The organism is Nocardia sp. NPDC005745 (assembly GCF_040630775.1).
In the GTDB taxonomy this organism is placed as follows: Bacteria; Actinomycetota; Actinomycetes; order Mycobacteriales; family Mycobacteriaceae; genus Nocardia.
Genome location: NZ_JBEXYF010000019.1, coordinates 1 through 25,273, shown reverse-complemented (window position 1 = coordinate 25,273; position 25,273 = coordinate 1). Strand labels below are relative to the sequence as shown.

General features: G+C 68.8%; 22 protein-coding genes. 9 read left to right on the top strand and 13 right to left on the bottom strand.

What is annotated here, in order from left to right; translation table 11 throughout:
- Positions 1 to 61 precede the first annotated feature (61 nt).
- The 6 genes from ABZ420_RS20760 to raiA all read left to right on the top strand — a co-directional run bounded on the left by ABZ420_RS20760 (position 62) and on the right by raiA (position 7,254).
- Positions 62 to 709 carry a dTMP kinase gene (locus ABZ420_RS20760; RefSeq protein WP_357125037.1) on the top strand — a complete coding sequence of 216 codons (648 nt, stop codon included), beginning with the start codon at positions 62 to 64 and terminating at the stop codon, positions 707 to 709.
- A gap of 69 nt (positions 710 to 778) precedes the next feature.
- Positions 779 to 1,465, top strand: coding sequence for an MtrAB system response regulator MtrA (mtrA, locus tag ABZ420_RS20755; protein ID WP_174315456.1), 687 nt, complete (start codon positions 779 to 781; stop codon positions 1,463 to 1,465).
- Between the two features lie 8 nt (positions 1,466 to 1,473).
- On the top strand, positions 1,474 to 3,516 hold the full coding sequence (gene mtrB, locus ABZ420_RS20750; protein WP_357125034.1) for an MtrAB system histidine kinase MtrB: 2,043 nt from the start codon (positions 1,474 to 1,476) through the stop codon (positions 3,514 to 3,516).
- Positions 3,513 to 5,336: an MtrAB system accessory lipoprotein LpqB gene (gene lpqB / locus ABZ420_RS20745; protein WP_357125031.1), complete on the top strand. Its 1,824-nt coding sequence runs from the start codon at positions 3,513 to 3,515 to the stop codon at positions 5,334 to 5,336. Before mtrB ends, lpqB begins: the two co-directional genes overlap by 4 nt.
- Positions 5,337 to 5,688: 352 nt before the next feature.
- Positions 5,689 to 6,333 (top strand): ComF family protein, encoded by a 645-nt coding sequence (locus tag ABZ420_RS20740; protein ID WP_357125028.1) that lies wholly within the window; start codon positions 5,689 to 5,691, stop codon positions 6,331 to 6,333.
- Between the two features lie 231 nt (positions 6,334 to 6,564).
- Positions 6,565 to 7,254, top strand: a complete 690-nt coding sequence (gene raiA / locus ABZ420_RS20735) for a ribosome-associated translation inhibitor RaiA (RefSeq protein WP_357125328.1) — start codon at positions 6,565 to 6,567, stop codon at positions 7,252 to 7,254.
- Between the two features lie 62 nt (positions 7,255 to 7,316).
- Here the strand turns inward: raiA and ABZ420_RS20730 are convergent, their stop codons facing one another.
- Genes ABZ420_RS20730 through ABZ420_RS20715 form a run of 4 tightly spaced genes read right to left on the bottom strand, consistent with a single transcriptional unit; the run spans position 7,317 to position 10,108 of the window.
- Positions 7,317 to 8,393 carry an MAB_1171c family putative transporter gene (locus ABZ420_RS20730; protein WP_357125025.1) on the bottom strand — a complete coding sequence of 359 codons (1,077 nt, stop codon included), beginning with the start codon at positions 8,391 to 8,393 and terminating at the stop codon, positions 7,317 to 7,319.
- The gene (locus tag ABZ420_RS20725) at positions 8,390 to 8,914 is read right to left on the bottom strand and encodes a hypothetical protein (RefSeq protein ID WP_357125022.1); all 525 of its coding nucleotides are present in this window, start codon (positions 8,912 to 8,914) and stop codon (positions 8,390 to 8,392) included. The genes ABZ420_RS20730 and ABZ420_RS20725 overlap by 4 nt, the downstream gene beginning before the upstream one ends.
- A gap of 47 nt (positions 8,915 to 8,961) precedes the next feature.
- Entirely contained in the window at positions 8,962 to 9,414 is a 453-nt protein-coding gene (locus ABZ420_RS20720) for a hypothetical protein (RefSeq protein ID WP_357125019.1), read from the bottom strand.
- Positions 9,407 to 10,108, bottom strand: a complete 702-nt coding sequence (locus ABZ420_RS20715; RefSeq protein ID WP_357125016.1) for a helix-turn-helix transcriptional regulator — start codon at positions 10,106 to 10,108, stop codon at positions 9,407 to 9,409. The genes ABZ420_RS20720 and ABZ420_RS20715 overlap by 8 nt, the downstream gene beginning before the upstream one ends.
- Before the next feature lie 310 nt (positions 10,109 to 10,418).
- On the opposite strand from ABZ420_RS20715, the gene ABZ420_RS20710 reads away from it, so the two are divergent.
- Positions 10,419 to 11,711, top strand: a complete 1,293-nt coding sequence (locus ABZ420_RS20710) for an acetyl-CoA C-acyltransferase (protein ID WP_357125013.1) — start codon at positions 10,419 to 10,421, stop codon at positions 11,709 to 11,711.
- A 79-nt stretch (positions 11,712 to 11,790) separates the two neighbouring features.
- On the opposite strand, the gene ABZ420_RS20705 is transcribed toward ABZ420_RS20710, so the two are convergent.
- The 7 genes from ABZ420_RS20705 to ABZ420_RS20675 all read right to left on the bottom strand — a co-directional run bounded on the left by ABZ420_RS20705 (position 11,791) and on the right by ABZ420_RS20675 (position 18,952).
- Positions 11,791 to 11,958: a hypothetical protein gene (locus tag ABZ420_RS20705; protein ID WP_157172863.1), complete on the bottom strand. Its 168-nt coding sequence runs from the start codon at positions 11,956 to 11,958 to the stop codon at positions 11,791 to 11,793.
- Between the two features lie 145 nt (positions 11,959 to 12,103).
- Complete coding sequence (gene bluB, locus ABZ420_RS20700; protein ID WP_357125010.1) at positions 12,104 to 12,739, bottom strand: 5,6-dimethylbenzimidazole synthase; 636 nt, start codon at positions 12,737 to 12,739, stop codon at positions 12,104 to 12,106.
- A 112-nt stretch (positions 12,740 to 12,851) separates the two neighbouring features.
- On the bottom strand, positions 12,852 to 14,108 hold the full coding sequence (locus tag ABZ420_RS20695) for a fatty acid desaturase (RefSeq protein WP_357125008.1): 1,257 nt from the start codon (positions 14,106 to 14,108) through the stop codon (positions 12,852 to 12,854).
- 99 nt (positions 14,109 to 14,207) lie between these two features.
- The gene (locus tag ABZ420_RS20690) at positions 14,208 to 15,644 is read right to left on the bottom strand and encodes a fatty acid desaturase (protein WP_357125005.1); all 1,437 of its coding nucleotides are present in this window, start codon (positions 15,642 to 15,644) and stop codon (positions 14,208 to 14,210) included.
- Positions 15,645 to 15,690: 46 nt separating this feature from the next.
- Positions 15,691 to 16,848, bottom strand: a complete 1,158-nt coding sequence (locus ABZ420_RS20685; protein ID WP_357125002.1) for a ferredoxin reductase — start codon at positions 16,846 to 16,848, stop codon at positions 15,691 to 15,693.
- A gap of 123 nt (positions 16,849 to 16,971) precedes the next feature.
- The gene (locus tag ABZ420_RS20680) at positions 16,972 to 17,520 is read right to left on the bottom strand and encodes a hypothetical protein (protein WP_357125325.1); all 549 of its coding nucleotides are present in this window, start codon (positions 17,518 to 17,520) and stop codon (positions 16,972 to 16,974) included.
- Between the two features lie 10 nt (positions 17,521 to 17,530).
- Entirely contained in the window at positions 17,531 to 18,952 is a 1,422-nt protein-coding gene (locus ABZ420_RS20675; protein ID WP_357124999.1) for a wax ester/triacylglycerol synthase family O-acyltransferase, read from the bottom strand.
- Positions 18,953 to 19,435: 483 nt separating this feature from the next.
- Between ABZ420_RS20675 and secA the strand changes: the two genes are divergently transcribed.
- Positions 19,436 to 22,300, top strand: a complete 2,865-nt coding sequence (gene secA / locus ABZ420_RS20670; protein ID WP_357124996.1) for a preprotein translocase subunit SecA — start codon at positions 19,436 to 19,438, stop codon at positions 22,298 to 22,300.
- An 81-nt stretch (positions 22,301 to 22,381) separates the two neighbouring features.
- Positions 22,382 to 22,759, top strand: coding sequence for a nuclear transport factor 2 family protein (locus ABZ420_RS20665; protein ID WP_357124993.1), 378 nt, complete (start codon positions 22,382 to 22,384; stop codon positions 22,757 to 22,759).
- Between the two features lie 5 nt (positions 22,760 to 22,764).
- Here ABZ420_RS20665 and rsgA read toward each other — a convergent pair whose 3' ends face one another.
- Both rsgA and aroA read right to left on the bottom strand, forming a co-directional pair.
- On the bottom strand, positions 22,765 to 23,766 hold the full coding sequence (rsgA, locus tag ABZ420_RS20660) for a ribosome small subunit-dependent GTPase A (protein WP_084467132.1): 1,002 nt from the start codon (positions 23,764 to 23,766) through the stop codon (positions 22,765 to 22,767).
- Positions 23,763 to 25,055, bottom strand: coding sequence for a 3-phosphoshikimate 1-carboxyvinyltransferase (gene aroA / locus ABZ420_RS20655; protein WP_357124990.1), 1,293 nt, complete (start codon positions 25,053 to 25,055; stop codon positions 23,763 to 23,765). The genes rsgA and aroA overlap by 4 nt, the downstream gene beginning before the upstream one ends.
- Between the last annotated feature and the right edge of the window lie 218 nt (positions 25,056 to 25,273).

The window sequence follows — 25,273 nt, the reverse complement described above, 5'->3', positions numbered from 1 at the left end:
GGTATATGCGCTGGTGAGGCGCTGTCACCGGCGGGCGGTCGGCGGGGTAGTCTGCCTGGTCATGGGAGTGCTGATAGCGGTCGAGGGGCTCGACGGCGCAGGCAAGCGGACGCTGATCGAGCGGGTTGTCGCCGATCTGCGTGGGCGCGGGCTGCGCGTCGCGACGGTGGCCTTCCCGCGCTACCGCGTCTCGGTGCACGCCGATCTGGCCGCCGAGGCGCTGCGTGGCGCGCACGGCGACCTCGCGGGCTCGGTCAGCGGCATGGCCCTGCTGTTCGCGCTGGACCGCGCGGACGCGCAGGACGAGCTGTCGAAGCTGTTGGCCGACAACGACGTTGTACTCCTGGATCGCTACGTCGCCTCCAACGCCGCCTACTCGGCGGCCCGGCTCGGGCAGTCGGCCGACGGTGAAATCGTGGACTGGGTGGGCGAATTGGAATTCGGCAGATTCGCCCTGCCCGTGCCTGCCCTCCAGGTGCTGCTGGATGTACCCACCGAACTCGCGGCCGAGCGTGCCCGCAGGCGTGGCGAACTCGACGCCGAGCGCGCCCTCGACGCCTACGAGCGTGACGGCGGTCTGCAGCACCGGACCGGCGCGGTGTACCGTGAGCTGGCCGAACGCGACTGGCGCGGACCCTGGTGGACATACCGATCCGACGACGGTCCGGCTGAGCTGGCCGCGCGGATCGCCGAAATCGTTGGTCGATAAGGTTGGCTGTGCCGTGGGTTCGCACCAGTGTTGGCGTGGCGGCCCGATCCTGGCCTGGGAGATGACAACATAGTAGTTATGAAGCCGAAGATTCTGGTCGTCGACGACGATATGGCACTCGCCGAGATGCTCACGATCGTCTTGCGCGGGGAAGGGTTCGACCCGCACGTGGTCGGCGACGGCACACAGGCCCTGGCGGCGGTTCGCGAGATCCGCCCCGATCTGGTGTTGCTGGACCTGATGCTGCCCGGCATGAACGGCATCGACGTGTGCCGTGTGCTGCGGGCCGATTCCGGGGTTCCGATCGTGATGCTCACGGCGAAGACCGACACGGTCGACGTCGTGCTGGGTCTGGAATCGGGCGCCGACGATTACATCGTCAAGCCCTTCAAGCCGAAGGAGCTCGTCGCCCGGGTGCGGGCCCGCCTGCGCCGGACCGAGGAGGAGCCCGCCGAGCTGCTGTCGATCGCCGATATCGTGATCGATGTGCCCGCGCACAAGGTCAGCCGCGGCGGCGCGCAGATCTCGCTGACGCCGCTGGAGTTCGACCTGCTCGTCGCCCTGGCTCGTAAGCCGCGCCAGGTGTTCACCCGTGAGGTCCTGCTCGAGCAGGTCTGGGGCTACCGGCACGCCGCCGACACCCGCCTGGTGAACGTCCACGTGCAGCGGTTGCGGGCGAAGGTGGAGAAGGATCCCGAGAACCCGGAGATCGTGCTGACCGTCCGCGGTGTCGGTTACAAGGCCGGACCGCCGTGATCCATGGCGTGATCACGCGTCTGGAACGATCGCTGGCTCCGGTGGTGGCCTGGTTCCAAGCGGTCGGCATTGCCTTAGGCCACCTGTGGCGTCGTTCGCTGCAGTTGCGCGTCATCGTGTCCACGCTGACGCTGTCGCTGATCGTCATCACGATCCTCGGCGTGGTGCTGACCAGTCAGATCACCGACCGGTTGTTGGACGCCAAGATCAACGCCGCGGTCGAGGAGATGGACCGTGCGCGCAATACGGTGGAGAGCCAGCTGGCGGGTGTGCACGACATCGGCGCCCAACCGCAGCGGTTGGAGGAGGCCCGCAACGCGCTGTCCAACCGCGGCGGCACCGGCCAGTCCACCGGCGCGGCGGGCAGCTTCGATTCGGCGCTGAGCGTCATCGGCGGGATGCCGCCGCAGCAGATTCCGCGCGGCCCGATCCAAGAGGTGCCCGACGAACTGCGCCGGTTCGTGCAGCGCAACCAGGTCAGCTACCAGTTCGCCACGGTAGACGACGCGGATGGCTACCGCGGTCGCGCGCTGATCATCGGCAGCCCGAGTGCGGAGATCCCGACCCTGGAGATCTACCTGATCTTCCCGCTGGCCAACGAGGAACGCAGCCTGTCGCTGATGCGCGGCACCATGCTGGTCGGCGGCATCGTGCTGCTGGTGTTGCTGGCCGCGATCACCGCGCTGGTCACCAGGCAGGTGGTCTTGCCGATTCGTTCCGCCGCCCGGATCGCGGGCCGGTTCGCCGACGGCAGGCTCAAGGAACGCATGCTGGTGCGCGGCGAGGACGATATGGCGCGGCTGGCCCAGGCGTTCAACGAGATGGCCGAAAGCCTCTCCAACCAGATCACCCAGCTGGAGGAGTTCGGCAATCTGCAGCGCCGGTTCACCTCCGACGTCAGCCACGAGTTGCGCACCCCGCTGACCACCGTGCGCATGGCCGCCGACCTGATCCACGGCAGCAGCGACGACCTCGATCCAGCCCTGGCCCGCAGCGCCGAGTTGCTGGTCAACGAGCTGGATCGGTTCGAGGGCCTGCTCAACGACCTGCTGGAGATCAGCAGGCACGACGCGGGCGTCGCCGAACTGCAGGTCGAGTCGCTGGACGTGCGGATGTGCGCGCGGGCCGCGATCTCCACCGTGCGGCACCTGGCCAAGGACGCCGGGGTCGAGGTGATCAGCGACCTGCCGGAGGACCCGCTCGTCGCCGAGGTCGATCCGCGCCGGGTGGAGCGCGTGCTGCGCAACCTGCTCGCCAACGCGATCGATCACAGCGAGGGCAAGCCGGTGCTGATCCGGATGCGCGGCGACGTCGAGGCCAACGCGGTCGCCGTCGTCGTGCGCGATCAAGGCGTCGGTCTGCGGCCGGGCGAGGAGAAGCTGGTCTTCAACCGGTTCTGGCGCTCGGATCCGTCCCGCATGCGCCGCTCCGGCGGCACCGGTCTCGGCCTGTCGATCAGCGTGGAGGACGCGAACCTGCACGAGGGCAAGCTCGAGGCATGGGGTGAGGCAGGCATCGGCGCCAGCTTCCGCCTGACGCTGCCGCTGGTGCGCGGCAAGAAACTCGGCCCGAGCCCGCTTCCGCTGGAACCGGCGCGCAAGTCGATGCGCCTGGTCGAGCCGGAACCGCCCGTCGAACCGGAGAAGGCGCCGCCGGTCGCCGCCGAACCGGACGATGCCACCTACGACTCGACCGCTTCGGGCGCTGCGCAGGGGACGAGCGTCGTGCCGCCTAGCGCGGAGCCGGGCAATTCCGATCCGGCCGGTGCGCAGCAGGGCGATTCCGGGACAGCGTCCGGCAGCGGGCGTTCGGAGCACGCGGACGAGCCGGACGGCGACCGGCCGAGCGGCGATGAAGGAGACAGCCGGGGTGCGGAAGGCGGCTCGGAGGATCGTGCGAACGAACCGCACGCCCCGGCCGGCGGCACGCAGCCCACAGACACCGCCTCGACCGACGAGGCGCACGCGTCCGGAACGAACGGTTCATCGGCATCGGAGTCGGCGCAAGCCGGGGGCGGCGGGGCGCGCGAACCGGGGGACGTACAGTCATGAGAATGCGTGTCAGATCTGCGCGGGGGCGGCGGCTGACAGTGCTGGTGGCAACGATTCTCGCGGTCGTGGCGCCGCTCACCGCCTGCGCCAGCCTGCCCGAGTCCTCCGCGCCGGAGGCGCTGGGCACCATCAACCGGGAGCCCACCTCCGAGGGGCCGCCGCCGCCGGTCGCCAACCGCGATCCCGATCTGCTGCTGCGCGACTTCCTCCAGGCCACCGCCGATCCCGCCAACCGGCATCTGGCCGCCCGGCAGTACATGACCCCCGCGGCTTCCACCCAATGGGACGACGCAGCGGGCACCGTCATCGTCGAGAAGCCCGACACGTTGCGAGAGTCGCGCTCCGGAGACAAAGCCAACTATCTGATCCGCGCGCGCAAGGTCGGGGAGCTGTCCGCCGACGGGGGGTATCGCCCCAACGACGACATCCCCTTCGTCGAGAACAAGATCGAGCTGACCAAGATCAACGGTGAGTGGCGCATCGATGAATTGCCCGACGGCGTCGTCATGGACTCCACCGCGTTCTTCAAGTCCTACCGCCGCTACGTGCTGTACTTCCTAGATCCGAGCGGCAATATGGCCGTCCCGGATCTGCGCTGGCTAGCGGTGCCGAAAGCCCAGCTGGCCCAGCGATTGCTCAGCTCGTTGCTCGAGGGGCCGCAGCCCGCGCTGGCGTCGGTGCTGCGCAGCGAGCTGACGCCGCCGATCGCGCTGCGCGGGGCGATCACCAAGGCCAACGGTGATCCCGATGGCGTCGGCATCGGGCTCGGCGGCGTCAAGATCGACTTTGCGGGCGCGTCGGCGTTGAATCCGCGCGAGCGCGAACTACTGGCCGCGCAGGTGGTGCTCACGTTGTCCAGCGCCGACATCCTCGGGCCGTACATGCTGCTCGCCGACGGCAAGCCGCTGGACGAGCGGTTCGCGGCGAACGGGTGGAGCGCGGCCGACGTGCAGCAGTTCAATCCGGCCGCCTCCGCGCGCAACCAGACCGGGCTGCACGCGCTGCGCGGCGGGGGGTTGGTGCAGATCGCCGAGAACGGTGGCATCATCCCCGCTCCCGGCTACTTCGGGGGGGTGAACAACCTCCAGTCGGCCACGTTGTCCCCGGACGGTCAGCTCGTCGCCGCCGTCGCGGAAGCCGGAAGACCCCCGGGCGTGCCGTCGCGCACGCTGATGGTCGGCACCTACGGCGGCAACGCCTTTCCGGTGGCCGAGGGCTTCACCATCACCCGGCCCTCCTGGACCGCGGACGGCAGCGCGGCATGGGCGGTGGTCGACGGCGACCGGGTGATCCGCGCGGTCAATGACCGGGGCAGTGGCAATGTATCGGTGCAGAACGTCGACATCTCCGGGCTGACGGCGGCATCCTCGGCCACCTCGCCTCGGCTGCCGATCACCGAACTACGGATCTCGCGGTCCGGAGTCCGGGCGGCGATGATCGCGGACGGCAGGGTGTATGTCGCGGTCGTCGTGCCCAAACCGGACGGAAAGGTGGCGCTGACCTCGGCGCTTCCCGTGGGCGTCGGACTCAGCACGGCCGCGGTCTCGGTGGACTGGCTCGACGCGGACACCATCATCATCGCCCGTGAGGGCAATGTGGACCCGGTCAGCACAGTGTCGGTCGATGGCTCGGAGCCGACCCCGCTGACCTCACAGAATCTGACGGCGCCGGTGCGCTCGGTGAGCGCGAGCCCGGACCACCAGTATGTCGCCGACTCACGCGCGGTGCTGGAGCTGACCTCCGCTCCGGACCAAGGGCAGCCGTACTGGCGCGAGGTTCCGGGCCTGGGCGCGAACGCGATACCCGTCCTGCCCGGCTGAGGCTGAACCCCGCCCGAGTACGCGGTGCGGGATCGGTGCTGCCGCTCGGGGCGACCGAGAGGTACACGCGGCGATGGTGCAGGTCCTTCCGCGAGCATCGCCCGAGGGTGATCCAGCCGGCTCGGTGCCATGGCCCGCCGTAGGGGCCTACTCGAATATGGGCGCCCCGGGCGGGTCTCTGGGCGTTGTTCCCGAGGCGGAACACCGGTGGACTGCCTCAGGGGTCTCCATGGGTTCCGGGTTGGGGGCGGCGGTGACCGTAGCGCGTAAATGTCCTTGCCGCAGAGGCATACGACCGCCGCCATCGACCTGAGCGAGCGAACTTGTCGGGGGACGGGCGCACACTCGGTCGATGCGAACCCTGCTCGATCTGGTGCTGCCCGCCGCCTGCGCGGGCTGCGGACGTTCCGGAGCCGATTGGTGCGCCGCCTGTGCCGTCACCCTGACCGGCCCGCCGGTGCGGGTGTGGCCGCGCACCGATCCGGGCGTTCCGTGCTGGGCGCTCGGGCCGTACGCCGGGCCCGCGCGCCGGGCGGTGCTCGCCGTCAAGGAACGAGGCAGGCGGGATCTGGCGAAGCCACTCGGGGCGGCGCTCGCGGGCGCGCTCGCCGAGTTGCGTTCGCAGCGCCGTCCTTTGGTGCTGGTTCCCGCGCCGAGCAGGGGCGTGGCGGCGCGCCGTCGAGGCGGCGATCCGGTGCTGCGGTCGGCCGCGGTAGCTGCGCAATGGCTACCGGATACCCGCATGGTACCCCTGTTGCGAGTGGGGCGTGAGGTGCGTGATTCGGTCGGCTTGACACCCGCCGAGCGGGCTCGCAACCTGGAGGGGCGGGTGCACGCCGCCCCCGGCCGTGTCGCCGATCGGGGAATACCGGCGAACGCCGAGATAGTGCTGGTCGACGACGTGCTGACGACCGGTGCCACGGCCCGCGAATCGGTGCGTGCGCTGCGGCACATCGGATTGCCGACACATGGCGTTCTGGTTACGTGTGTTGCTTGACTCCGGGAAATTTGCGTGAACACTGGCGATCAACGCGTCGGCGGACTAGCGTCGCGGACACACACCCGAACCGCAAGTTTGGAGGTGGCGCCTCGGACAACTTGTGCCGAGTAATTGTCGATCGGCACGGCTCAATCCCGCCGCACTGGAATCGGTCGGTGCGGCCAGATCCGGGAGGTACGCGTGACGACTTCTTCACGACCTTCAGTGAAAGATCCCGCTCCTTCGGTGCTGGAGGACTCCGGCACCCAGGCAGCAGCACCCGAGCAACCCGCAGCGGAACGACCACGTGCGCCACGCGGCGACATCGTGGTGAAGGGCCGCAACGTCGAGGTGCCCGACCATTTTCGTGTTTACGTCGCGGAAAAACTCTCCCGATTAGAACGCTTCGATCCATCGATCTTCCTGTTCGACGTGGAGCTGTTCCACGAGCGCAACCGGCGTCAGCGCAAGAACTGTCAGCGCGTCGAAATCACCGCGCGCGGAAAGGGTCCCGTCGTGCGGGCCGAGGCCTGCGCGGACAGCTTCTACGCCGCCTTCGAGTCGGTGACCGCGAAGCTGGAGAGCCGGCTGCGCCGCACCAAGGATCGGCGCCGGGTGCACTACGGCGACAAGACGCCGCTGTCGGTCGCCCAGGCCACCGCCGATCTGGTGGATGACTCCCTCTTCGAGCGGCTCACCGAGTCCGATGCCGCGCACACCCACCTCGAGCAAGGGCGCGAGCAGGATTACGAGGCCGGTCCCGGCCACATCGTGCGCACGAAGGTGCACTCGGCGACACCGATGTCCGTCGACGACGCCCTGTACCAGATGGAACTCGTCGGTCACGACTTCTTCTTGTTCCACGACAAGGAGAGCGACCGGCCCTCGGTGGTCTACCGCCGCCATGCCTTCGACTACGGCCTGATCCGTCTGGCCTGACGGCACGAACCATCCGTCCCACTTCTCCGGGCATTCGGCTCACCGGCTGGATGCCCGGAGAATCATGTGGAGACGCCTCTCGCACCCTGCGGCCAGTCGCGTGCCATCGCGAGTAACAGCCGCAGATCCGAGTCGATGTCGCGCACCAGCGGCCCGGCGGGATGGTCCGACCGCCGCGTCCGCACCGCCGCGCCGCTCGATTTCGCGGCGATGGCGCGCTGGATCTGTGCCACGTAGTCGGCGCCGGCGGCGTCCTCGGGCAGGTAGTGCCGCAGGTGCATCAAGGCGTCGCGGATCTCGACCGTCATGCGGATCAGCCGCGCGTCGGATTCGGCCGCGGGCAGGTCCGGCTCGAGCACGACCTCCGGTACCGCCGCGGTCAGATCGCGCCACAGCGGACGCAGGCGTCGGCAGTATCGTCCGGCGCGATCCCAGCCCGTGTGGGCCCGCAGCCAGGCGACCAGCGGCACCGCCAGGAGCGCCGCGCCGAGCGCCGAGACGGCGAAAGTCGGTGCGGCCCAGCGCACCAGAGCCGGGTCGGCCGTCGCGCCGGGCCCTGCGAGCTGTATTGCGGAGACGACCAGGCCTCCGGACCCGACGACCAGTGTGGCGAGCAGGGTGACGTAGACGATCCGCTCCGCGGCGGTCGATTCGTCCGAGCGCAGTTCGCGCACCGCCGCGCGCCAGCACAGCCGGCCGGCGGCCAGCAGCGGAAACCACAGGATCGCCCACACCACCAGCGTCTGCCAGTCCGGCGTTTGCCCCACCAGCCGTCCCTCCTGGCGCGCCGCGGTCCCCACGACCAGGATGATCGCCGCTCCGGCCAGTCCGGCGAGGTCGTAGACCCGCTGCCGGGCGAACGCGGACGCGGGTTCGGCGCCGGACCACAGCCGGGCCGCGCCGTACAGGCCGACCACCTCCATCAACAGCGTGCCCATCGAAAGCTGGTGCAGCAGACTGCCGATCTGCGGTGCGATGCCGCGTTCGAGCAGGATCAGCGTGGCGATGCCCCACAGCATGGCCCGGTTGAGGAGGCGATCGACGGTGGCGTGGTGCAGCACGAGACGACGCCCGAGCACGACCACCGCGACGAACACGATCAGCGGAATCGCGATCGGCGCCGGAACCGGCGAGGTCACCGCCGCCGGTCGCGGAAGAACGTGCGGTGCAGCAGCGAATCGCGGCTCGGCGGACGCATGGCGTGCAGCATCACCATGTCGGCGAAGGTCTCCGCGTCTCGTTCGCGCCGGGTGCCGTAGTCGGTGCGGCCGAGCACGTGGGCGATCGACTCGGGCGAGATCGAGGGCAGCAGATCGGCGACCGCGGCCACGGTCGGTGCGCTCGTGGGCGCCTCACCGGATTCGGATTGCTCCGGGCCGTGCCCGAGCAGCATGTGCCCGAGCTCGTGCACGATGATGTGCTCGGCGTGCCACTCGGTGGTGTCGGCGCCGTAGGCGATGACATCGCTGTCCTGCTTCGCGATCCACAGGCCGCTGCCCGTGCCGCATCCGGTCCCGGCGAGCAGCGCGGTATCGATCGGTAACAGACTGATGCTGCGGCCTCGATACGCCGCGACATCATCGAGGTAGGTCTGCAAATCCCATGGGTGGGGTATGGGGAGGTCCCGGGTCAAGCTCCGGAACCGGGCCTGGATGGCCATGCGATCGGTCTCCTACAAAAGCTCGGTGGCCCATGTAGGGAAGCATGCTACCGACTCGGCGGCATCGACCCTGCCGTGCTCTGGATGATCTTGGCGAGCATGCCCCGATCGATGTTGGAACCGCGCAGCGCGATGCTGGCGACGTTGGCGTCGCGCATGGTGGCGAGCAACTCGAGTTCCCGGTCGATCGCGTCGGCGGCGGGGCCACGGGTGAGCAGATAGTCGGCGGCCACGCCGAAGCTGCGCGCCACCGCGGCGAGGATCTCGGGATCGACCGCGCCCGCGTTCTCGTCGTCGAACTCACCGTCGCGCAGGCGGGTCAGGAGACCGGGCGGCACCGGGCGACCGAGAAAATCGCCTGCCTGCTCGGCGACGGATTCGACGCTGCGTTCCGGTGCGTTGCGCGGATGCACGACGGCGAACAGCCGATTGATCTTGCGACTCAGCGCGAGTGCCGCGCGGTCGGGCGCGTTGTCGGTCATGGCTGTCTCGTCACTCACCGTTTCGAACCGTTGTCGTCGCCATGTTGGCCGCCAGCCAGCGTGCGCGGAATCGGGCTTCGGTCGCCGCATCGATATCCTCCGATCGACCGGCCAGCCAGCGGCGGTACCGGCGTTCCTGTAGCTCGCCGGGGTCGCTGGCCTCCGCGGGGATCGCGAGCAGGTGCGCGAAGGCCATCTCCACCAGCGGATGCACTTGCCTGCCCGGTCCGCCGTTGCGTTCGAGCATGGCGGTCGCGTATCGCGCGGACAGCTTGGAGACCACCCGGTTGAGTTCCGCGATCGCCGCGACCACCTGCGGGTCGGTGGTGCGACCGTTCTCGACGGCGTCGGTGAGTCGGCCCGAAGCCGCGAGAAGACCGGTGAGATCGGAGATTTCGAAGCGGATCGCGTCCGGGCCCGCCACCACCGATTCTCCTGCGCCGCGCGCAGCGTTCGCGGGTTCGTCGGCGGCGGGGACGCCGCCCGCGTAGGTGCGGGCGGCGCTGCCCGGCAACCATCGCAGCGGGGCGTCGAGCTTGTTCAGCGTCTGCATGCTGATGGTCGCCTCGCCGTCCTCGATCTTCCGGATGGTCGGCGCCGAAGGTCCCCCGAGGTCGCCGATCTGTAGCTGGGTGAGGCCGAGCTCGTCCCGGCGTTCTCTGATGATTCGCCCGAATCTCTTCTGCCGCGACAGCTCCGAAGGGCTATGCATAGTGCGTTCATGGTAAGCCGCTGGGAGGTCTTAGGCAAATCAATAGAAACTATTTGAAAAATCAGTCGAAAGTTTGTTACGGTTCTTTGCGTCGGAAGGTCCCGGGGAGGGCCTGCGGCGGTTCCGGGACGGGCAGGGGCGTTCGCCGGGACGGGCGTCTCCGGTCTGCCGCTCAACGGCGCGCGGCGGACCGGTTCAGCGGCGGCGGAGGGGAGTGCCGCTACGTCGGGTTCACCGTCGGCGAAGGGGGTCGACGGTGAACTTACTTTGGAGTAAGTTTGGTGGACCGAGGCTTTCGAAAGGAAATCGCATGGCCACCGAAGCTGCTCGCCGTGCCGTGATCGTGTCCGGTGCGCGCACGCCGTTCCTGCGCGCGTTCACCGGATACACGCGGATGGATTCCATCGCGCTGGCCGACGCCGCGGTACGGGGACTGCTGGAGCGAACCGGGCTGCCCGGCGCGCAAGTGGAGGCGATCGTGTGGGGCGGTGTCATCCTGCCCGGCGCTGCGCCGAACATCGCCCGGGAGATCGCGCTGGACCTGCGGCTGGACCCGGGCTGCGAGGGCTACACGGTGACCAGGGCCTGCGCCTCCGGCTTGCAGGCGGTCACCTCGGCGGCGGCCGCGATCGAGCGCGGCGAGTACGACATCATGATCGCGGGCGGCAGCGATTCCACCTCGAACGCCGAGGTCAAGTTGCCGCAGAAGGTCGTGCACGCGGCGGCGCCGCTGGCGCTGGGCAAGCCGAAGCCGAAGGACTACCTGTCCGCGGTCGCGCGCCTCGCGCCGTTCACCGATCTGCTGCCGAGCCGACCCAGGATCGCCGAGCGCACCACCGGTGAGGTGATGGGCGAATCGGCGGAGAAGATGGCTCGCATCCACGGCGTGAGCCGCGCGGACCAGGACGAGTTCGCCGCCCGCTCGCACCATCGCGCGGCGGCCGCCATCGAGTCCGGCCGGTTCGACGACGAAGTGCTGCGGGTCCGCACTCCCGAAGACGTGGAGATCCTGCGCGACGGCTTGGTGCGCGGCGATACCAGCACCGCGAAGCTGGCCGCTCTGAAGCCGGTTTTCGCCGCGGATGGCAGCGTGACCGCGGGCAACGCCAGCCCGCTCACCGACGGGGCCGCCGCGGTGCTGTTGATGAGCGAGGAGAAGGCGCACGCCCTCGGGTATCGACCGCTGGCCGCGTTCCGGTCGTGGAGCTACGTGAGCGTCGATCCGGCCGATCAGGTGCTGATCGGTCCGGCCATCTCGATGCCTCGGGCGCTGGAGAAGGCCGGGATGTCGCTAAGCGACGCCGATCTCGTCGATATCCACGAGGCCTTCGCCGCCCAGACCTTGGCGGTGCTGACCGCGCTGGCCAGCGACGAGTGGGCCAAGACCCGGCTGGATCGTGACACCGCCGTCGGTGAGGTGGACATCGACAAGCTGAACGTGCACGGTGGCTCGATCTCGCTGGGCCACCCGTTCGGGGCCACCGGGGCGCGCATGGTGACCACCATGGCCAACGAGCTGGCCCGCACGGGGAAGAACACGGCACTGCTGGGGATTTGCGCCGCGGGCGGCATCGGCGCGTCGGCAGTGCTCGAACGCGTCTGACGCGGACGGTGTGGCCGCACCCGCCGGCCATAGTCCCGGGCAGGGCGGCGGTGGCCTCGGCTACCGTCGCCCCGCGTCCTCACTTGCCCGTGGCGCCCCGCCGCTTGCGTCCCTCGTCCGCGAGGATCCGCAGACAGGTCTGGTGCTTGGTCTCGCCGGGGATGCCTTCCCGACGCAGGCGCAACGTCGCCTGTGCCAGATCGATGCCCAGCTCGCTCGACAGCCGAACAGCATCGACATTGGCCATGTGCAAAAACCTCCTGGAACCGACGAACTCCCGTGAAGAACACTGCGTCAGAGGCAGTTTCGCCCTTGTCGTACCCAGTGGGCATCCGATTGAACCATGAACGATCCACACATTTGCGTAACGATGCGCGATCGGGACGGGGAGATCAGCCGCGATAGGTTTCGCGGTGCACCGCCTCGGTGAGCGGTCTGCCCGCGCGCCAGCCGAAGCGCTCGAGATCGGGGACGCGCTGGAATTCGTGCACCGGCCCGACACACAGCCAGGCGACCGTGCGGACGCCCTCCGGAAGGCCGATCAGGTCGGACAGGAAGCCGGGATCGTAGAACGACACCCACCCGACGCCGATATTTTCGGCGGTGGCCGCCAGCCAGAGATTCTGGATGGCGAGAACCGCGGAGTAGATCCCGGTTTCGGGCACCGTGGCCCGCCCGAGCACCTGCGGTCCGCCCCGATCGTGGTCGTAGCAGACCACGACCCCGGTACCGCTCTCCAGAATGCCCTCGATCTTGATCGGCTCGAAGGCGGCGGCACGCTCGGGCGGCAGCGCGTCCCGGAACTCGATGCGCTTGCGCGCCACATGGTCGGCGAACTTGCGCAGCGTCGCCGGATCGCGGACCACCACGAAATCCCAGGGCTGCGAATTCCCCACGCTGGGCGCCCGGTGCGCGGCGTCCAGCAGCCGCCACAGCGTCGCCTCGTCTACGACCTCGCCGGTGAACTCCGCGCGCACGTCGCGGCGCCGCCGGATGACCTCGTAGACGCTCAGAACCTCAAGTTGCACCGTCTGAGTCAATCAAATCCGGCGAACTCGCCGCGCACGGCCCGGCCGAGCGACCCGTGACTCCCGTCGGCTCGGATTCCGAGGCCGAGCCGACGTCACCGCGCGAGTGGAATCAGCGCGCCGCGGGCGCGCCGCGCCGGGCGAGCCGCCGCCGCCCCTGGGCGAGCGCGGTGCGCAGACCGCGACGCCGGCCGGTCACCGGATCGATGGTGGCCGCGGCGCTGCCCGCGAACTTGCGTTCCGAGGCGGTCTCCGGCGCGTCGTCGGCGGTGGCCCGCAGGTACTTGTTCGGCAGCGACAGCTTGAGGATCGTGCGCCACGCCTTGAAGTACTGCACCGGCAGCGAGCCGGTGGTGTAGGGCAGGTCGTACTTGTCGGCCAGCTCGCGCACCCGCACGGCGATGTCGGCGTACCGGTTGCTCGGCAGGTCGGGGAACAGGTGGTGCTCGATCTGGTGGCTCAGGTTGCCGGTCATGAAGTGCATGACCGGGCCACCGGAGATGTTGGCGCTGCCGAGCATCTGGCGCAGGTACCACTGGCCGTGTGTCTCACCGTCGATGTCGGCCTTGGTGAACTTCTCCGCGCCGTCGGGGAAGTGCCCGCAGAAGATGACCGCGTTGGACCAGACGTTGCGGATCGCGTTGGCGGCCAGGTTGGCCGTCAGCGTGGAGAAGAACGCCGGGCCGGTGAGGGCGGGGAAGATGACGTAATCCTTGAGGATCTGTTTGCCCATCTTGGTGAGCGCCTCGCTGCGCTTGCGCTCGAACTCGGCCCGCTCGGGGGACCCCGGCTTGTACCGGCCCGCCACCAGCTTGCCCAGCTCCATGTGCTGGATGGCGACGCCGTACTCGAAGAACAGCTGCAACACCAGGTTGTAGATCGGGTTGCCCAGGTTGAACGGCTTCCAGCGCTGGTCGCGCGTCACCCGCAGCAGGCCGTAGCCGATGTCGTCGTCCATGCCGAGCACGTTGGTGTACTTGTGGTGCAGGTAGTTGTGGGTGTGCTTCCAGTGCTTGGCGGCACCGGTGTTGTCCCATTCCCACGAGCTGGAGTGGATCTCCGGATCGTTCATCCAGTCCCACTGCCCGTGCATGACGTTGTGCCCGATCTCCATGTTCTCGATGATCTTGGCGGTGCCGAGCAGGGCGACGCCGGCCAGCCAGGCGGCGCGTACCGGGCTGGCGAACAGCACCGCCCGGCCGCCGATCTCGAGGGCTCGCTGCAACCTGATGACATTGCGGATGTACTTCGCGTCGCGCTCGCCGCGCGAGGCTTCGATTTCCCGCCGGATCGCGTCGAATTCCGCGCCGAGTGCTTCCACGTCGGCCTCGGTGAGGTGCGCATATTCCTTGACATCCGAGATCGCCATACGGGTTACTTTACCGTAAGTTACGAAAGCGTAGGTTGCGAGGCGCGCCGCGAGGATGTGTCAATCACCCTATTGCGATCCCGGTTGTCGGCTGGTAAGTTAGCGCACCCTTCGGCCAAAGCGAAACCGCCTGTGCCGCATGGCTTTTTCGCGCAGCGCCGCTTGTTCGTGCCGGGCCCGCTCCTGGAGCGCGACCTTGGCTTCCCGCAGCACCTGACCCTCGTGCTCGGCCTTCACCTTGAACGTCGCCTTGGCCTCGCGCAGCATCTCCTTCTCATGCCGCGCCTTCTCCTTCAGCACGACCTTCGCCTCGTGCAACGCCGAACGCAGACCGCGCCGCTTGCCGGTCTCCGGATCGATGCGCAGCCAGTGTGTGGACTCCGTGCCGAGCGACGGCAGCGTGATACCGGCGAACTTGCGTTCCGACGAGGTCTCGGGCGCGTTGTCGGCGGTCGCCTTGAGGAATCGGTCCGGCAGCGCCAGCTTGTGGATCGTGCGGAAGGCGAGCAGATACTGCTTGGCCAGCGACCCGGTGGTGTAGGGCAAGTCGTATTTGTCGCACAGCTCGCGGACCCGCGCCGCGATCTCCGGGTACCGGTTGCTCGGCAGATCGGGGAACAGGTGGTGCTCGATCTGGTAGCACAGGTTGCCGCTCATGAACGCCATGGCGGGCCCGGCCTTGAAATTCGCGCTGCCGAGCATCTGGCGCAGGTACCACTCGCCGCTGGTCTCGTTCTCCAGCTGCTCGATGGTGAACTTCTCCGCGCCGTCGGGGAAGTGGCCGCAGAAGATCACCGCGTACGCCCAGAGATTGCGCACCAGGTTCGCCGTCGCGTTCGCTTTCAGCGTCTGCTTGAACGCCGGGCCGGTGAGCGCGGGAAACAGCAAGAAGTCCTTGGCCACCTGACGGCCGATCTTGCGCGCGAACGCCACGTTCGGCTCCGACATCATCTCCCGCGCCGGGGTGTTCGACAGCTGCTTCTCGATCTCCCAGTCGTGCAGCGCGATCCCCCACTCGAAGGTCGCGGCGAGCAACAGGTTCGCCAGCGGCTGCACCAAGTGGATCGGCCGCCACGGCTCGTCGCGAGTCATCCGCAGGATGCCGAAGCCGAGATCCTCGTCCTTGCCCAGGACATTGGTATAGGTGTGGTGGGAGTAGTTGTGCGCCCGGCGCCACTGCGCGGACGGTCCGGTCATGTCCCATTCCCACGAGGTGGAGTGGATCTCCGGGTCGTTCATCCAGTCCCATTGCCCGTGGCTGACGTTGTGCCCGAGCTCCATGTTCTCGATGATCTTCGCGACCGACAGCAGCGCGGTGCCGGTCAGCCAGGCCCAGCGATTGCGGCTGCCGAACAGCACGGCGCGGGCCGCCACCTCGAGACCGCGTTGCGCCGCGATCGCGCGCCGGATGTACTTCGCGTCGCGCTCACCACGGGACAACTCCACCGAACGCCGGATGGAATCCAGTTCCTGCCCCAGTGTTTCGATATCGGCCGTTGTGAGATGCGCAAATGTCTTGATATCGGTGATTGCCACCGGAGGTCCTTTCCCTACTCGATACACATCGAGGGTACCTGGAGGACTACACGTCCAGGGTGCAGTCGCCCGCCGCGACCGAGATGCAGGTCTGCACCTTGTCGCCTTCCCGGCGCTCCTCACCGTTGCGCAGGTCGCGCGTGTGGCCGGAACTCAACGTGACCACGCAGGTCTGGCAGATGCCCATCCGGCAGCCGAACGGCATCTGCACGCCGGCGGACTCACCGGCCTCGAGCAGGCTGGTCGCGCCGTCCACCTCGACGGTGCGGCCGGTCTTGCCGAAGGTGACCGTGCCGCCCGCGCCGACCGACGAGCGCTCGATTTCGAAGCGCTCGACGTGCAGCCGGTCCGACAGGCCCGCCTCGCGCCAGTGATCCTCGATCTCGTCGAGCATCCCGACCGGGCCGCACGCCCAGGTGTGGCGTTCGCGCCAATCGGGGAACTCGGAGTCGAGGTCGGCGAGTGCGAACTTGCCCTTCTCGGCGGTGAGATGCAGACGGGTGTCGAAGCTCGGGTTGCGCTCGTGCAGCGCACGCAGCTCCGCACCGAACATCACGTCGTCGGCGGTCCGGGCCGAGTGCATGTGCGCCACGTCGGTGAACAGCTCGCGCCGGTCCATCGCACGCAGCATGGACATCACCGGGGTGATGCCGCTGCCCGCGGTGAGGAACAACACCTTCTCCGGCGGCGGGTACGGCAACACGAATCCGCCCTGCGGGGCGGCGAGCCGGACGACGGTGCCGACCGGCACGCCACTGACCAGATGGCTGGACAGGAAGCCCTCCGGCATCGCCTTCACCGCGATGGAGATCAACCGCTTACCGGCGTGGCCCGGCACCGACCAGTCCGGCGGACAGGTCAGCGAATACGAACGCCAATGCCAGCGTCCGTCGACCAAGAGGCCGATGCCGATGTACTGGCCGGGCTGATATTTGAAGTCGAAGCCCCATCCGGGCTGGATCACCAGCGTCGCGGAGTCGGCGGTTTCCTTGCGCACCTCTACGATGCGTCCGCGCAGTTCGCGCGCCGACCACAGCGGGTTGGCCAGGTGCAGGTAGTCGTCGGGCAGCAACGGCGTGGTCACCCGCGCCACGGCGCCGCGCAGCACGTTCAGTTTGCCGCCACGCTCGGCGACGCTCGCGGCGGGCGCCTCCAGCCAGGCGCGGACGCTTCGCACGGACAAGCTCCCAATTTTCGAACCCATCGCTGCCGTTGATCTCCCTGTCGTCCGGATGCGCAGGCCGCCGTCTCGTCGATCGGATGCCTCGCCAGCAAGGTTACGGCATCGTAGGTTATCGCGGTGGGTGAGCCCGATTACGCGGCCGCGTCAGAGCAGTTCGAGCAGGAACGGCAGCTCCTGAGCGGCGTACCAGGCCAATTGATGGTCCTCGGCGTCCCCGAGGACGAACTCCGCGTCGGTGTCGCCGAGATCGGCCGCGTCCACCACGTCGACGGCCTTGGCCACCTGCGGTTCGGCGTCGGCCAGATCGACGTGCACCGAGGCGATCTGCTGGTAGCCGATCGGACCGGCCAGCCGGACCACCGCGTCGTCGAGGTCGGGCCGCAGTTTCGCGCCGGTCACGTCGGCGGCGATCACCGCGCGCCGGTAGACGGGACTGCCGCCCGCGACCGGCGCGGCCTCGTCGTCGGAGTCCTCCGCCGACCCGATCGCCTCGCGTTCGGCGGCGAGCAGCCGCAGCGAGGCGCGGGCGGCCTCGTTCATGGCGACTTCGCCGAGTTCCTCGTCGTCACCGGAGGCGTAGGCCTCGCGCAGCGTGGGTGTCACCGCGAACGCGGTCCCGCCGACGGCCGACAGTTCCCGGTTGTCGACCAGCTCGCGCAGCATCGGCACCGTAGCCGGGATGTAGACCCGCAGCTTGTTCTGATCAGACGCAGGCACCGAGCATCTCCTCCATGGAATCGCGCACCGCCGTGGCGAGCACGCCGATGTCGGCCATCGCGTCGCGGTCGGCGTTGAGACCGTAGAACACCCGTCCGTCGTAGGACGTGATCCCGATGCTCGATGCCTGATTGCGCAGCAGTGGCGACACCGGGTACATCTCCAGCATCCGCGCGCCGCCGATGTACATCGGCGCCTGCGGACCCGGCGCGTTGGTGATCACCAGATTGAACGTGTGTTCTGCGAACGTACTCGCCGCGCGAACGCTCATCGCATGCAGGCTGGCCGGAGCGAAACCGGCCAAATGCACGAGGGTGCGCGCACGCACGCCGCGCCGATGACGTCCGTTCAGTTCGGTCGCGTGCGCGATGTGCGACAGCCGCATCACCGGATTCGGTTCGCCGACCGGCAGATCGATCAGGAACGACGACACCTCGCTCGCCGATTGCGCCTGGTCTCCGTCGGCTCCCTCGACATAGACCGACATCGGCACCACCGCCCGCAGCGCGGTCGACTCGGTGAGCGATTCCCCGCGCGAGAGCAGCCAGTTGCGCAGCGCTCCGGTGACCACGGCGAGGATCGCGTCGTTGATCGAGCAGCCGAAACGCCTGCGGATGGTGCGGTAGTCCGCCAGGTCGGTGCGCACCACGTCGAAGCGCCGGTTGCGCGAGGTACGGGTGTTCAGCGGACTGGCCGGCGCGCCGGTCGCCGCGGTGCGCACCGCGGCGACCACCGATTCGACCGCCTTGCCCGCCGTCCCGAGCACCGCGAAGGCACCCGCGCTCGCGTCGCGGGCCACTTCCAGCGCCTTGCGCGGCTGCGCGGCGAGATCGGCCAGCGCGCCCACCAGCAGCTCCATCTCGCCGGGTTCGCGCGGTGCGATCCAGTCGTCACCGGCCAGTTCGCGGGGCGCGGGACCCGCGTCGAGGATCACGTGACCGATCTCCAGCGCGGTGTCCCCGTCGACCAGGGCGGAATGCGTTTTGGTGAAGATCGCGCAGCGGCCGTCGGACAGCCGCTCGATCAGGTACATCTCCCATAGCGGCCGCGCCGGATCCAAGGGGTGGGAGGTGAGCCGGGCGACCAGCTCGTGCAGTTGTTCGTCGGTGCCGGGGCCGGGGAGCGCCGAGCGCCGGATGTGGTAGGTGATGTCGAACCGGCTGTCCTCGACCCAGACCGGCCGCCCGAGCGACAGCGGGATCTCCCGCACCTTGCGCCGGTACCTCGGCACCAGCGGAAGCCTGCTCTCGACCAGGTCGACCAGCCGGTCGTAGTCCAGAACCGCCCGGTCCGCGCCGTCGCCGGGTTCGGCGTTCCGCAGGATCGCGAGAGAGCCGATATGGATCGGATTGCTACTCGACTCGAGCCGGTAGAAGGCCGTGTCCTGCGGCGTCAGTCTCGTGATCACGCTGCCCGGTACTCCTTTTCCCGATGCCGTCCCCCGCTTCATTGTGCTGCCGCAGCGACCGTTACCCCGGCCGTTGCCGCATTTCCGATGAATCTCGTCCACCCTATTCCCGCACCCCCGGATTCGGGTGGCACGCCGCTCACTCGCCCTGGGTGCCTCGATCCGATCACAGTCCGCACCGGGTCACATCACCCGCCCACATCGGCTCAACCACCGGTTTCCAGCGCAGCGAGACCTAGCATGGTCCGTTCGCGGCCCGGCTCGCGTCCGAGCGTCCGCTGCGTCCGCGACGAGGTCGCCTGCGGCGATCGCTCGGACGCGAGCAGGGGAAGGGGCCGCGAACACGCAGCGCCGCAGGCGCTGCACATCGGATAGAGCATTACCATGAAGCATGCAGCGGATTCCGCGCAACCGCGTGGGCCCGCACCGGCCCGGGGGCCGACGACACGATTTGACACACCGACCAGAGGACTGACGAGACCCGTGCCTGCGCTGACACTGACGAGGTTGCTACGGATTGGTGAGGGTCGCATAGTCAAGCGGCTCGCGCATTTCGCGGACCAGGTCCTCGCCCTCGAACCGGATTACGAAGACCTCAGCGACGCGGAGTTGCGGGCCAAAACGGACGAGTTCCGCGAGCGCTACGCCGAGATGGCCGAGGAAGGCGAGACCGATCCGCTCGGCCAGCTGATGGCCGAGGCGTTCGCGGTCGCGCGCGAGGCGTCCTGGCGGGTGCTCAACCAGAAGCACTACAAGGTGCAGATCATGGGCGGCGCCGCGCTGCACACGGGCAACATCGCCGAGATGAAAACCGGTGAGGGCAAGACCCTCACCTCGGTGCTGCCCGCCTACCTCAACGCGATCAGCGGTGATGGTGTGCACGTTGTCACCACCAACGACTACCTGGCCAAGCGCGACTCCGAGTGGATGGGCCGCGTGCACCGCTTCCTCGGCCTCGAGGTGGGCGTGATCCTGTCCGGCATGAGCCCGGCGCAGCGGCGGGTGGCCTACGGCGCCGACATCACCTACGGCACGAACAACGAGTTCGGCTTCGACTACCTGCGCGACAACATGACGCACTCGCTGGACGATCTGGTGCAGCGCGGGCACAACTTCGCCATCGTCGACGAGGTCGACTCCATCCTCATCGACGAGGCGCGTACCCCGCTGATCATCTCCGGCCCGGCCGACGCCTCCTCGAAGTGGTACGCCGAGTTCGCGCGCATCGCGCCGCTGCTGAAGAAGGATCTGCACTACGAGGTCGACATCAAGAAGCGCACGATCGGCGTGCACGAGGCGGGCGTCGAGTTCGTCGAGGACCAGCTCGGCATCGACAACCTCTACGAGGCCGCCAACTCGCCGCTGGTGAGCTACCTGAACAACGCCATCAAGGCCAAGGAGCTCTACACCCGCGACAAGGACTACATCGTCCGCGACGGCGAGGTGATCATCGTCGACGAGTTCACCGGCCGCATCCTGGTCGGGCGCCGCTACAACGAGGGCATGCACCAGGCGATCGAGGCCAAGGAAGGGGTGGAGATCCAGCCGGAGAACCAGACCCTGGCCACGATCACGCTGCAGAACTACTTCCGCCTCTACGACAAGCTCTCCGGCATGACCGGTACGGCCGAGACCGAGGCCGCCGAGCTGCACCAGATCTACAACCTCGGCGTGGTCCCCATCCCGACCAACAAGCCGATGGTCCGCGCCGACCAGTCCGACCTGATCTACAAGACGGAGGAGGCCAAGTTCTCCGCCGTGGTCGACGACGTCACCGAGCGGCACGAGAACGGCCAGCCGGTGCTGATCGGCACCACCAGTGTCGAGCGCTCGGAGTACCTGTCCAAGCAGTTCACCAAGCGCGGCATCCCGCACAACGTGCTGAACGCGAAGTTCCACGAGAAGGAAGCCGAGATCATCGCCGAGGCGGGCAGGCCGGGCGCGGTGACCGTCGCGACGAACATGGCAGGCCGTGGTACCGACATCGTGCTCGGCGGCAACCCGGACATCATCGCCGACATCCTGCTGCGTAAGCAGGGCTTCGACCCGGTCGAGACGCCGGAGGAGTACGAGCGCGCCTGGCTGCCCACCCTGGACCAGGTGAAGGCCCAGACCGCCGAGGACGCCGACGCGGTGCGCGACGCGGGCGGCCTCTACGTGCTCGGCACCGAGCGGCACGAGTCGCGCCGCATCGACAACCAGCTGCGCGGCCGCTCCGGACGTCAGGGCGACCCGGGCGAGTCCCGCTTCTACCTGTCGCTGGGTGACGAGCTGATGCGCCGGTTCAACGGCGCCGCGCTGGAAGCGATCATGACGCGGCTGAACCTGCCCGACGACGTGCCGATCGAGGCGAAGATGGTGTCCAAGGCCATCAAAAGCGCGCAGACGCAGGTCGAGCAGCAGAACTTCGAGATCCGCAAGAACGTCCTCAAGTACGACGAGGTGATGAACCAGCAGCGCACCATCATCTACGGCGAGCGCAACCGGATCCTGCGCGGCGAGGACATGGAGGGCCAGGTCCAGAGCATGATCACCGACGTGATCACCGCCTATGTGGACGGCGCCACCGCCGATGGCTACGTCGAGGACTGGGATCTGGAGAAGCTGTGGACGGCGCTGAAGACGCTGTACCCGGTGAGCCTGGATTACCGGGACCTGACCGGCGAGACCGAGGTCGGCGAGGCGGGCGAGCTGACCCGCGAGGAACTGCTCGAAGCACTGCTGGACGACGCGCACGACGCGTACGAGCGCCGCGAGGCCGAGATCGACGGCCTGGCCGGCGAGGGCAGCATGCGCAATCTGGAACGGCAGGTGCTGCTGTCGGTCCTGGACCGCAAGTGGCGCGAGCACCTCTACGAGATGGATTACCTCAAGGAGGGCATCGGGCTGCGCGCGATGGCGCAGCGCGACCCGCTGGTGGAGTACCAGCGCGAGGGCTTCGACATGTTCACCGCGATGCTCGACGGTCTCAAGGAGGAGTCGGTCGGCTTCCTGTTCAACCTGCAGGTCGAGGTGCAGCAGCCGCAGCCGGAAGGCGTCGCCGTCGGACCGGGCCTGCGTTCGCCGGTCGGAGCCCCGCCCGCCCCGCAGGCCTTGCCCACCGAGGAGGCTCGGGTCGCCAACGGGCACGCCGCGCCCGCGGCCCTGCGCGCCAGGGGCATCGATGAGACCGCGCAGCGCGGTTTCAGCTACTCCGGCCCCGACGAGGGCGGCCGGGCCGCGGTGCACAGCGACGCCGAGGAATACGGCGCGGACGGTTCCCCGCAGCCCACCCGCCGCGAGCGCCGCGAGGCGGCTCGCGCGGACGCGAAGGGTCGTCGCGGCCCGAAGTCCCGCCGCCGCCACTGAACCGCTGAAAACGAAGGCGCCCGAGGTCTCCTCGGGCGCCTTCGTCGTGTGGCGGAGTTCTCACCGGCGTATCTTCCTGGCGTGGACCGCGCAGCTGTCGAAGCATGGATCGCCGGATACGAGCGAGCCTGGCGGTCGGCGGGCACGGAACAACTCGCCGACCTGTTCGCCGCGGACGCCGGATACCTCGTCTCACCGTGGGCGCGGCCGCTGACCGGCCTCGATGCGCTCGCCGACTTCTGGGAAGGCGGCCGAGACGGGCCCGACGAGCAGTTCGCCCTGCGATCGAGCATCGTCGCGGTGGACGGGGACACCGCGGTGGTCCGGGTGGAGGTGGAATACGCACGGGACACCCCGACGCGTTGGCGAGATCTGTGGATCCTGCGCTTCGACCAGGGTGGCCGCTGTGTGTGGTTCGAAGAGTGGCCGTTCGCGCCCGGACAGCCGGACGGGCACTGACCCGCTTACCAGGGATCGTTGGAGGTCAGGGCGACGAGCAGGAGGCGGATGGCGGCCACCCGGCGTTCCTTGCCGGGAAGCTCGTCCAGCGCGCATTCGGGGTCGGCGGGCGGGCCGAGATGGGTGCAGCCGCGCGGGCAGTCCTCGATGGCTCCGGCGAGATCGGTGAAAGCGGCGATCACGTCGTCCGGGGTGATGTGGGCCAGGCCGAACGATCGCACCCCGGGTGTGTCGATGACCCAGCCGCCATCCGGCAACGGGAGCGCGACCGACTGGGTGGAGGTGTGCTTGCCCTTGCCCACACCGGACACCACGCCCACGGCCCGCTCCGCATCCGGCACAAGACGATTGACCAGCGTGGACTTGCCGACACCGGAATGGCCGATCAGCGCGGTGAGGTGGTCGGTGAGCAGTTCCAGGACCGGCTCGAGCGGATCATCGATGCCGCCGTACACGATGGTGAGATCGAGATCGTCGAAGGCGGCGGCGAATTCGGAATCGGCGGCCAGATCGTGCTTGGTCAGGCACAGAACCGGTTGCAGCCCACCGGCGTACGCGGCGACCATCGCCCGTTCCACGAAGCCGGTGCGCGGAGGCGGGTCGGCGAGCGCGACCACGATGAACAGCCGCTCCGCGTTGCCGACCACGAGTCGCTCGTACGGATCGGTGTCGTCGGCGGTGCGGCGCAACACCGTTCGCCGGTCGGCGACCCGGACGATGCGGGCGAGGCTGTCCGGTCGCCCGGACAGATCGCCGACCACGTCCACCTGGTCGCCGACCACGATCGGGGTGCGACCCAGTTCCCTGGCCCGCATCGCGACGATGCGGCGCTCCGGATCACCACCGAGGACACACCCCCAGCGCCCCCGGTCGACCGAGACCACCATGGCCGGCTCGGCGTCGTTGTGCTGCGGCCGGGTCTTGGTACGGGGACGGGAACTCCGCCCCGGACGAACCCGGACATCGGATTCGTCGTAGCTGGCCGCGGAGCGCCGTCCCCCGCTCAGTGCGCCGCTCCTTCGTCGGATAGCGCGGGCTCGAGCATGCGCTCCCAGAGGGCGACGAAGTTCGGCAGAGTCTTGGCCGTGGTGCCGATGTCCTCGATCTCGATGCCGGGCACCCGGAGGCCGAGAATGGCTCCCGCCGTGGCCATCCGGTGATCGGCGTAGGAATGCCACTTGCCGCCGTGCAGGTCGGCGGGCACGATCTCCAGTCCGTCCTCGGTCTCGGTCACCTTGCCGCCGAGGCGGTTGATCTCGGTGGAAAGCGCTGCCAGGCGGTCGGTTTCGTGCCCGCGCAGGTGGGAGATCCCGCGCAGCACGGACGGCGAATCGGCCAGCGCCGCCAGCGCGGCGACGGTGGGCGTCAGCTCGCCGACATCGTGCAGGTCGATGTCGATGCCCGCCAGCCGGTCCGGGCCGTGCACGGTGAGCACGCCGTCGAAGATCCGCGCTTCGGCGCCCATCCGCACCAGGATCTCGCGGATCACGTCACCCGGCTGGGTGGTCAGCCGCGGCCAGTGCGGGATGCTGACCGTGCCGCCCGTGACCGCGGCCGCGGCCAGGAACGGGGTGGCGTTGGATAGGTCCGGCTCGACCTCCCAGTCCACCGCGCGGATCGGCCCCGGTTCCACGGTCCAGGTCTGCGCCTTGAAGCTGTCCGCGGGCGCCTGCACCCGCACGTCGGCGCGGCGCAGCATCTCCACCGTCATCTCGATGTGCGGCATCGACGGCAGCGGCTTGCCGTCGTGGTGCACCACCAGGCCTTCGTCGAAGCGCGCGGCCGACAGCAGCAGGCCGGAGACGAACTGCGACGACCCGGACGCGTCGATCGTCACGGTGCCGCCGCGCAGCGCGCCCTTGCCGTGCACCGTGAACGGCAGCGTGTCGCCGTCGACATCGGCGCCGAGCGCGCGCAGCGCGTCCAGGATGGTGCGCAACGGACGGATCCTGGCCTGTTCGTCACCGTCGAACGCGACATCGCCCGACGCCAGCGCCGCGACCGGCGGCAGGAAGCGCATCACCGTGCCCGCGAGCCCGCAGTCGACCGTGCCGCCCCCCAGCGGCGCCGGGGTCACGGTCACCGTGTCGCCCGCACCCTCGATGTCCGCGCCGAGCGCGCGCAGGGCGGTGATCATCAGGTCGGTGTCACGGCTGCGCAGCGCGCCGGTGATCGTGGAGGGGCCGTCGGCCAGGGCGGCCAGAATGAGCGCCCGGTTGGTGATCGATTTCGAACCGGGCAGGGTCACGGTCGCGTGTACGGGGACGTCGACATGGGGCGCTGGCCAGAAGTTCACTCGTCCATCATCACACGGTGTTGTTTTTCCAGCGCCTGCGGCGCTGGGTGTTCGCGGCCCCCTCATGGCTCGCGTTTGCGCGACCGCCGCTTGCTCCTTCGTCGCGGACGCGACGGCCGCGCATAGGCGCGCTTGGCCGATTCCGGCAGCATGGCCTTCAGGTCCACGTCGCCGTGCTCGGCCGCGACCAGGTCGAACTCGCCCTGCTCGGCGAACAT

Bases quoted from the DNA above. Each gene is read 5' to 3' on its own strand.
- ABZ420_RS20695 (WP_357125008.1), bottom strand. From the start codon at position 14,108: ATGGCGATCTCGGATGTCAAGGAATATGCGCACCTCACCGAGGCCGAC.
- ABZ420_RS20705 (WP_157172863.1), bottom strand. From the start codon at position 11,958: ATGGCCAATGTCGATGCTGTTCGGCTGTCGAGCGAGCTGGGCATCGAT.
- ABZ420_RS20685 (WP_357125002.1), bottom strand. From the start codon at position 16,848: ATGGGTTCGAAAATTGGGAGCTTGTCCGTGCGAAGCGTCCGCGCCTGG.
- ABZ420_RS20760 (WP_357125037.1), top strand. From the start codon at position 62: ATGGGAGTGCTGATAGCGGTCGAGGGGCTCGACGGCGCAGGCAAGCGG.
- lpqB (WP_357125031.1), top strand. From the start codon at position 3,513: ATGAGAATGCGTGTCAGATCTGCGCGGGGGCGGCGGCTGACAGTGCTG.
- ABZ420_RS20740 (WP_357125028.1), top strand. From the start codon at position 5,689: ATGCGAACCCTGCTCGATCTGGTGCTGCCCGCCGCCTGCGCGGGCTGC.
- ABZ420_RS20715 (WP_357125016.1), bottom strand. From the start codon at position 10,108: ATGCATAGCCCTTCGGAGCTGTCGCGGCAGAAGAGATTCGGGCGAATC.
- ABZ420_RS20710 (WP_357125013.1), top strand. From the start codon at position 10,419: ATGGCCACCGAAGCTGCTCGCCGTGCCGTGATCGTGTCCGGTGCGCGC.
- ABZ420_RS20725 (WP_357125022.1), bottom strand. From the start codon at position 8,914: ATGGCCATCCAGGCCCGGTTCCGGAGCTTGACCCGGGACCTCCCCATA.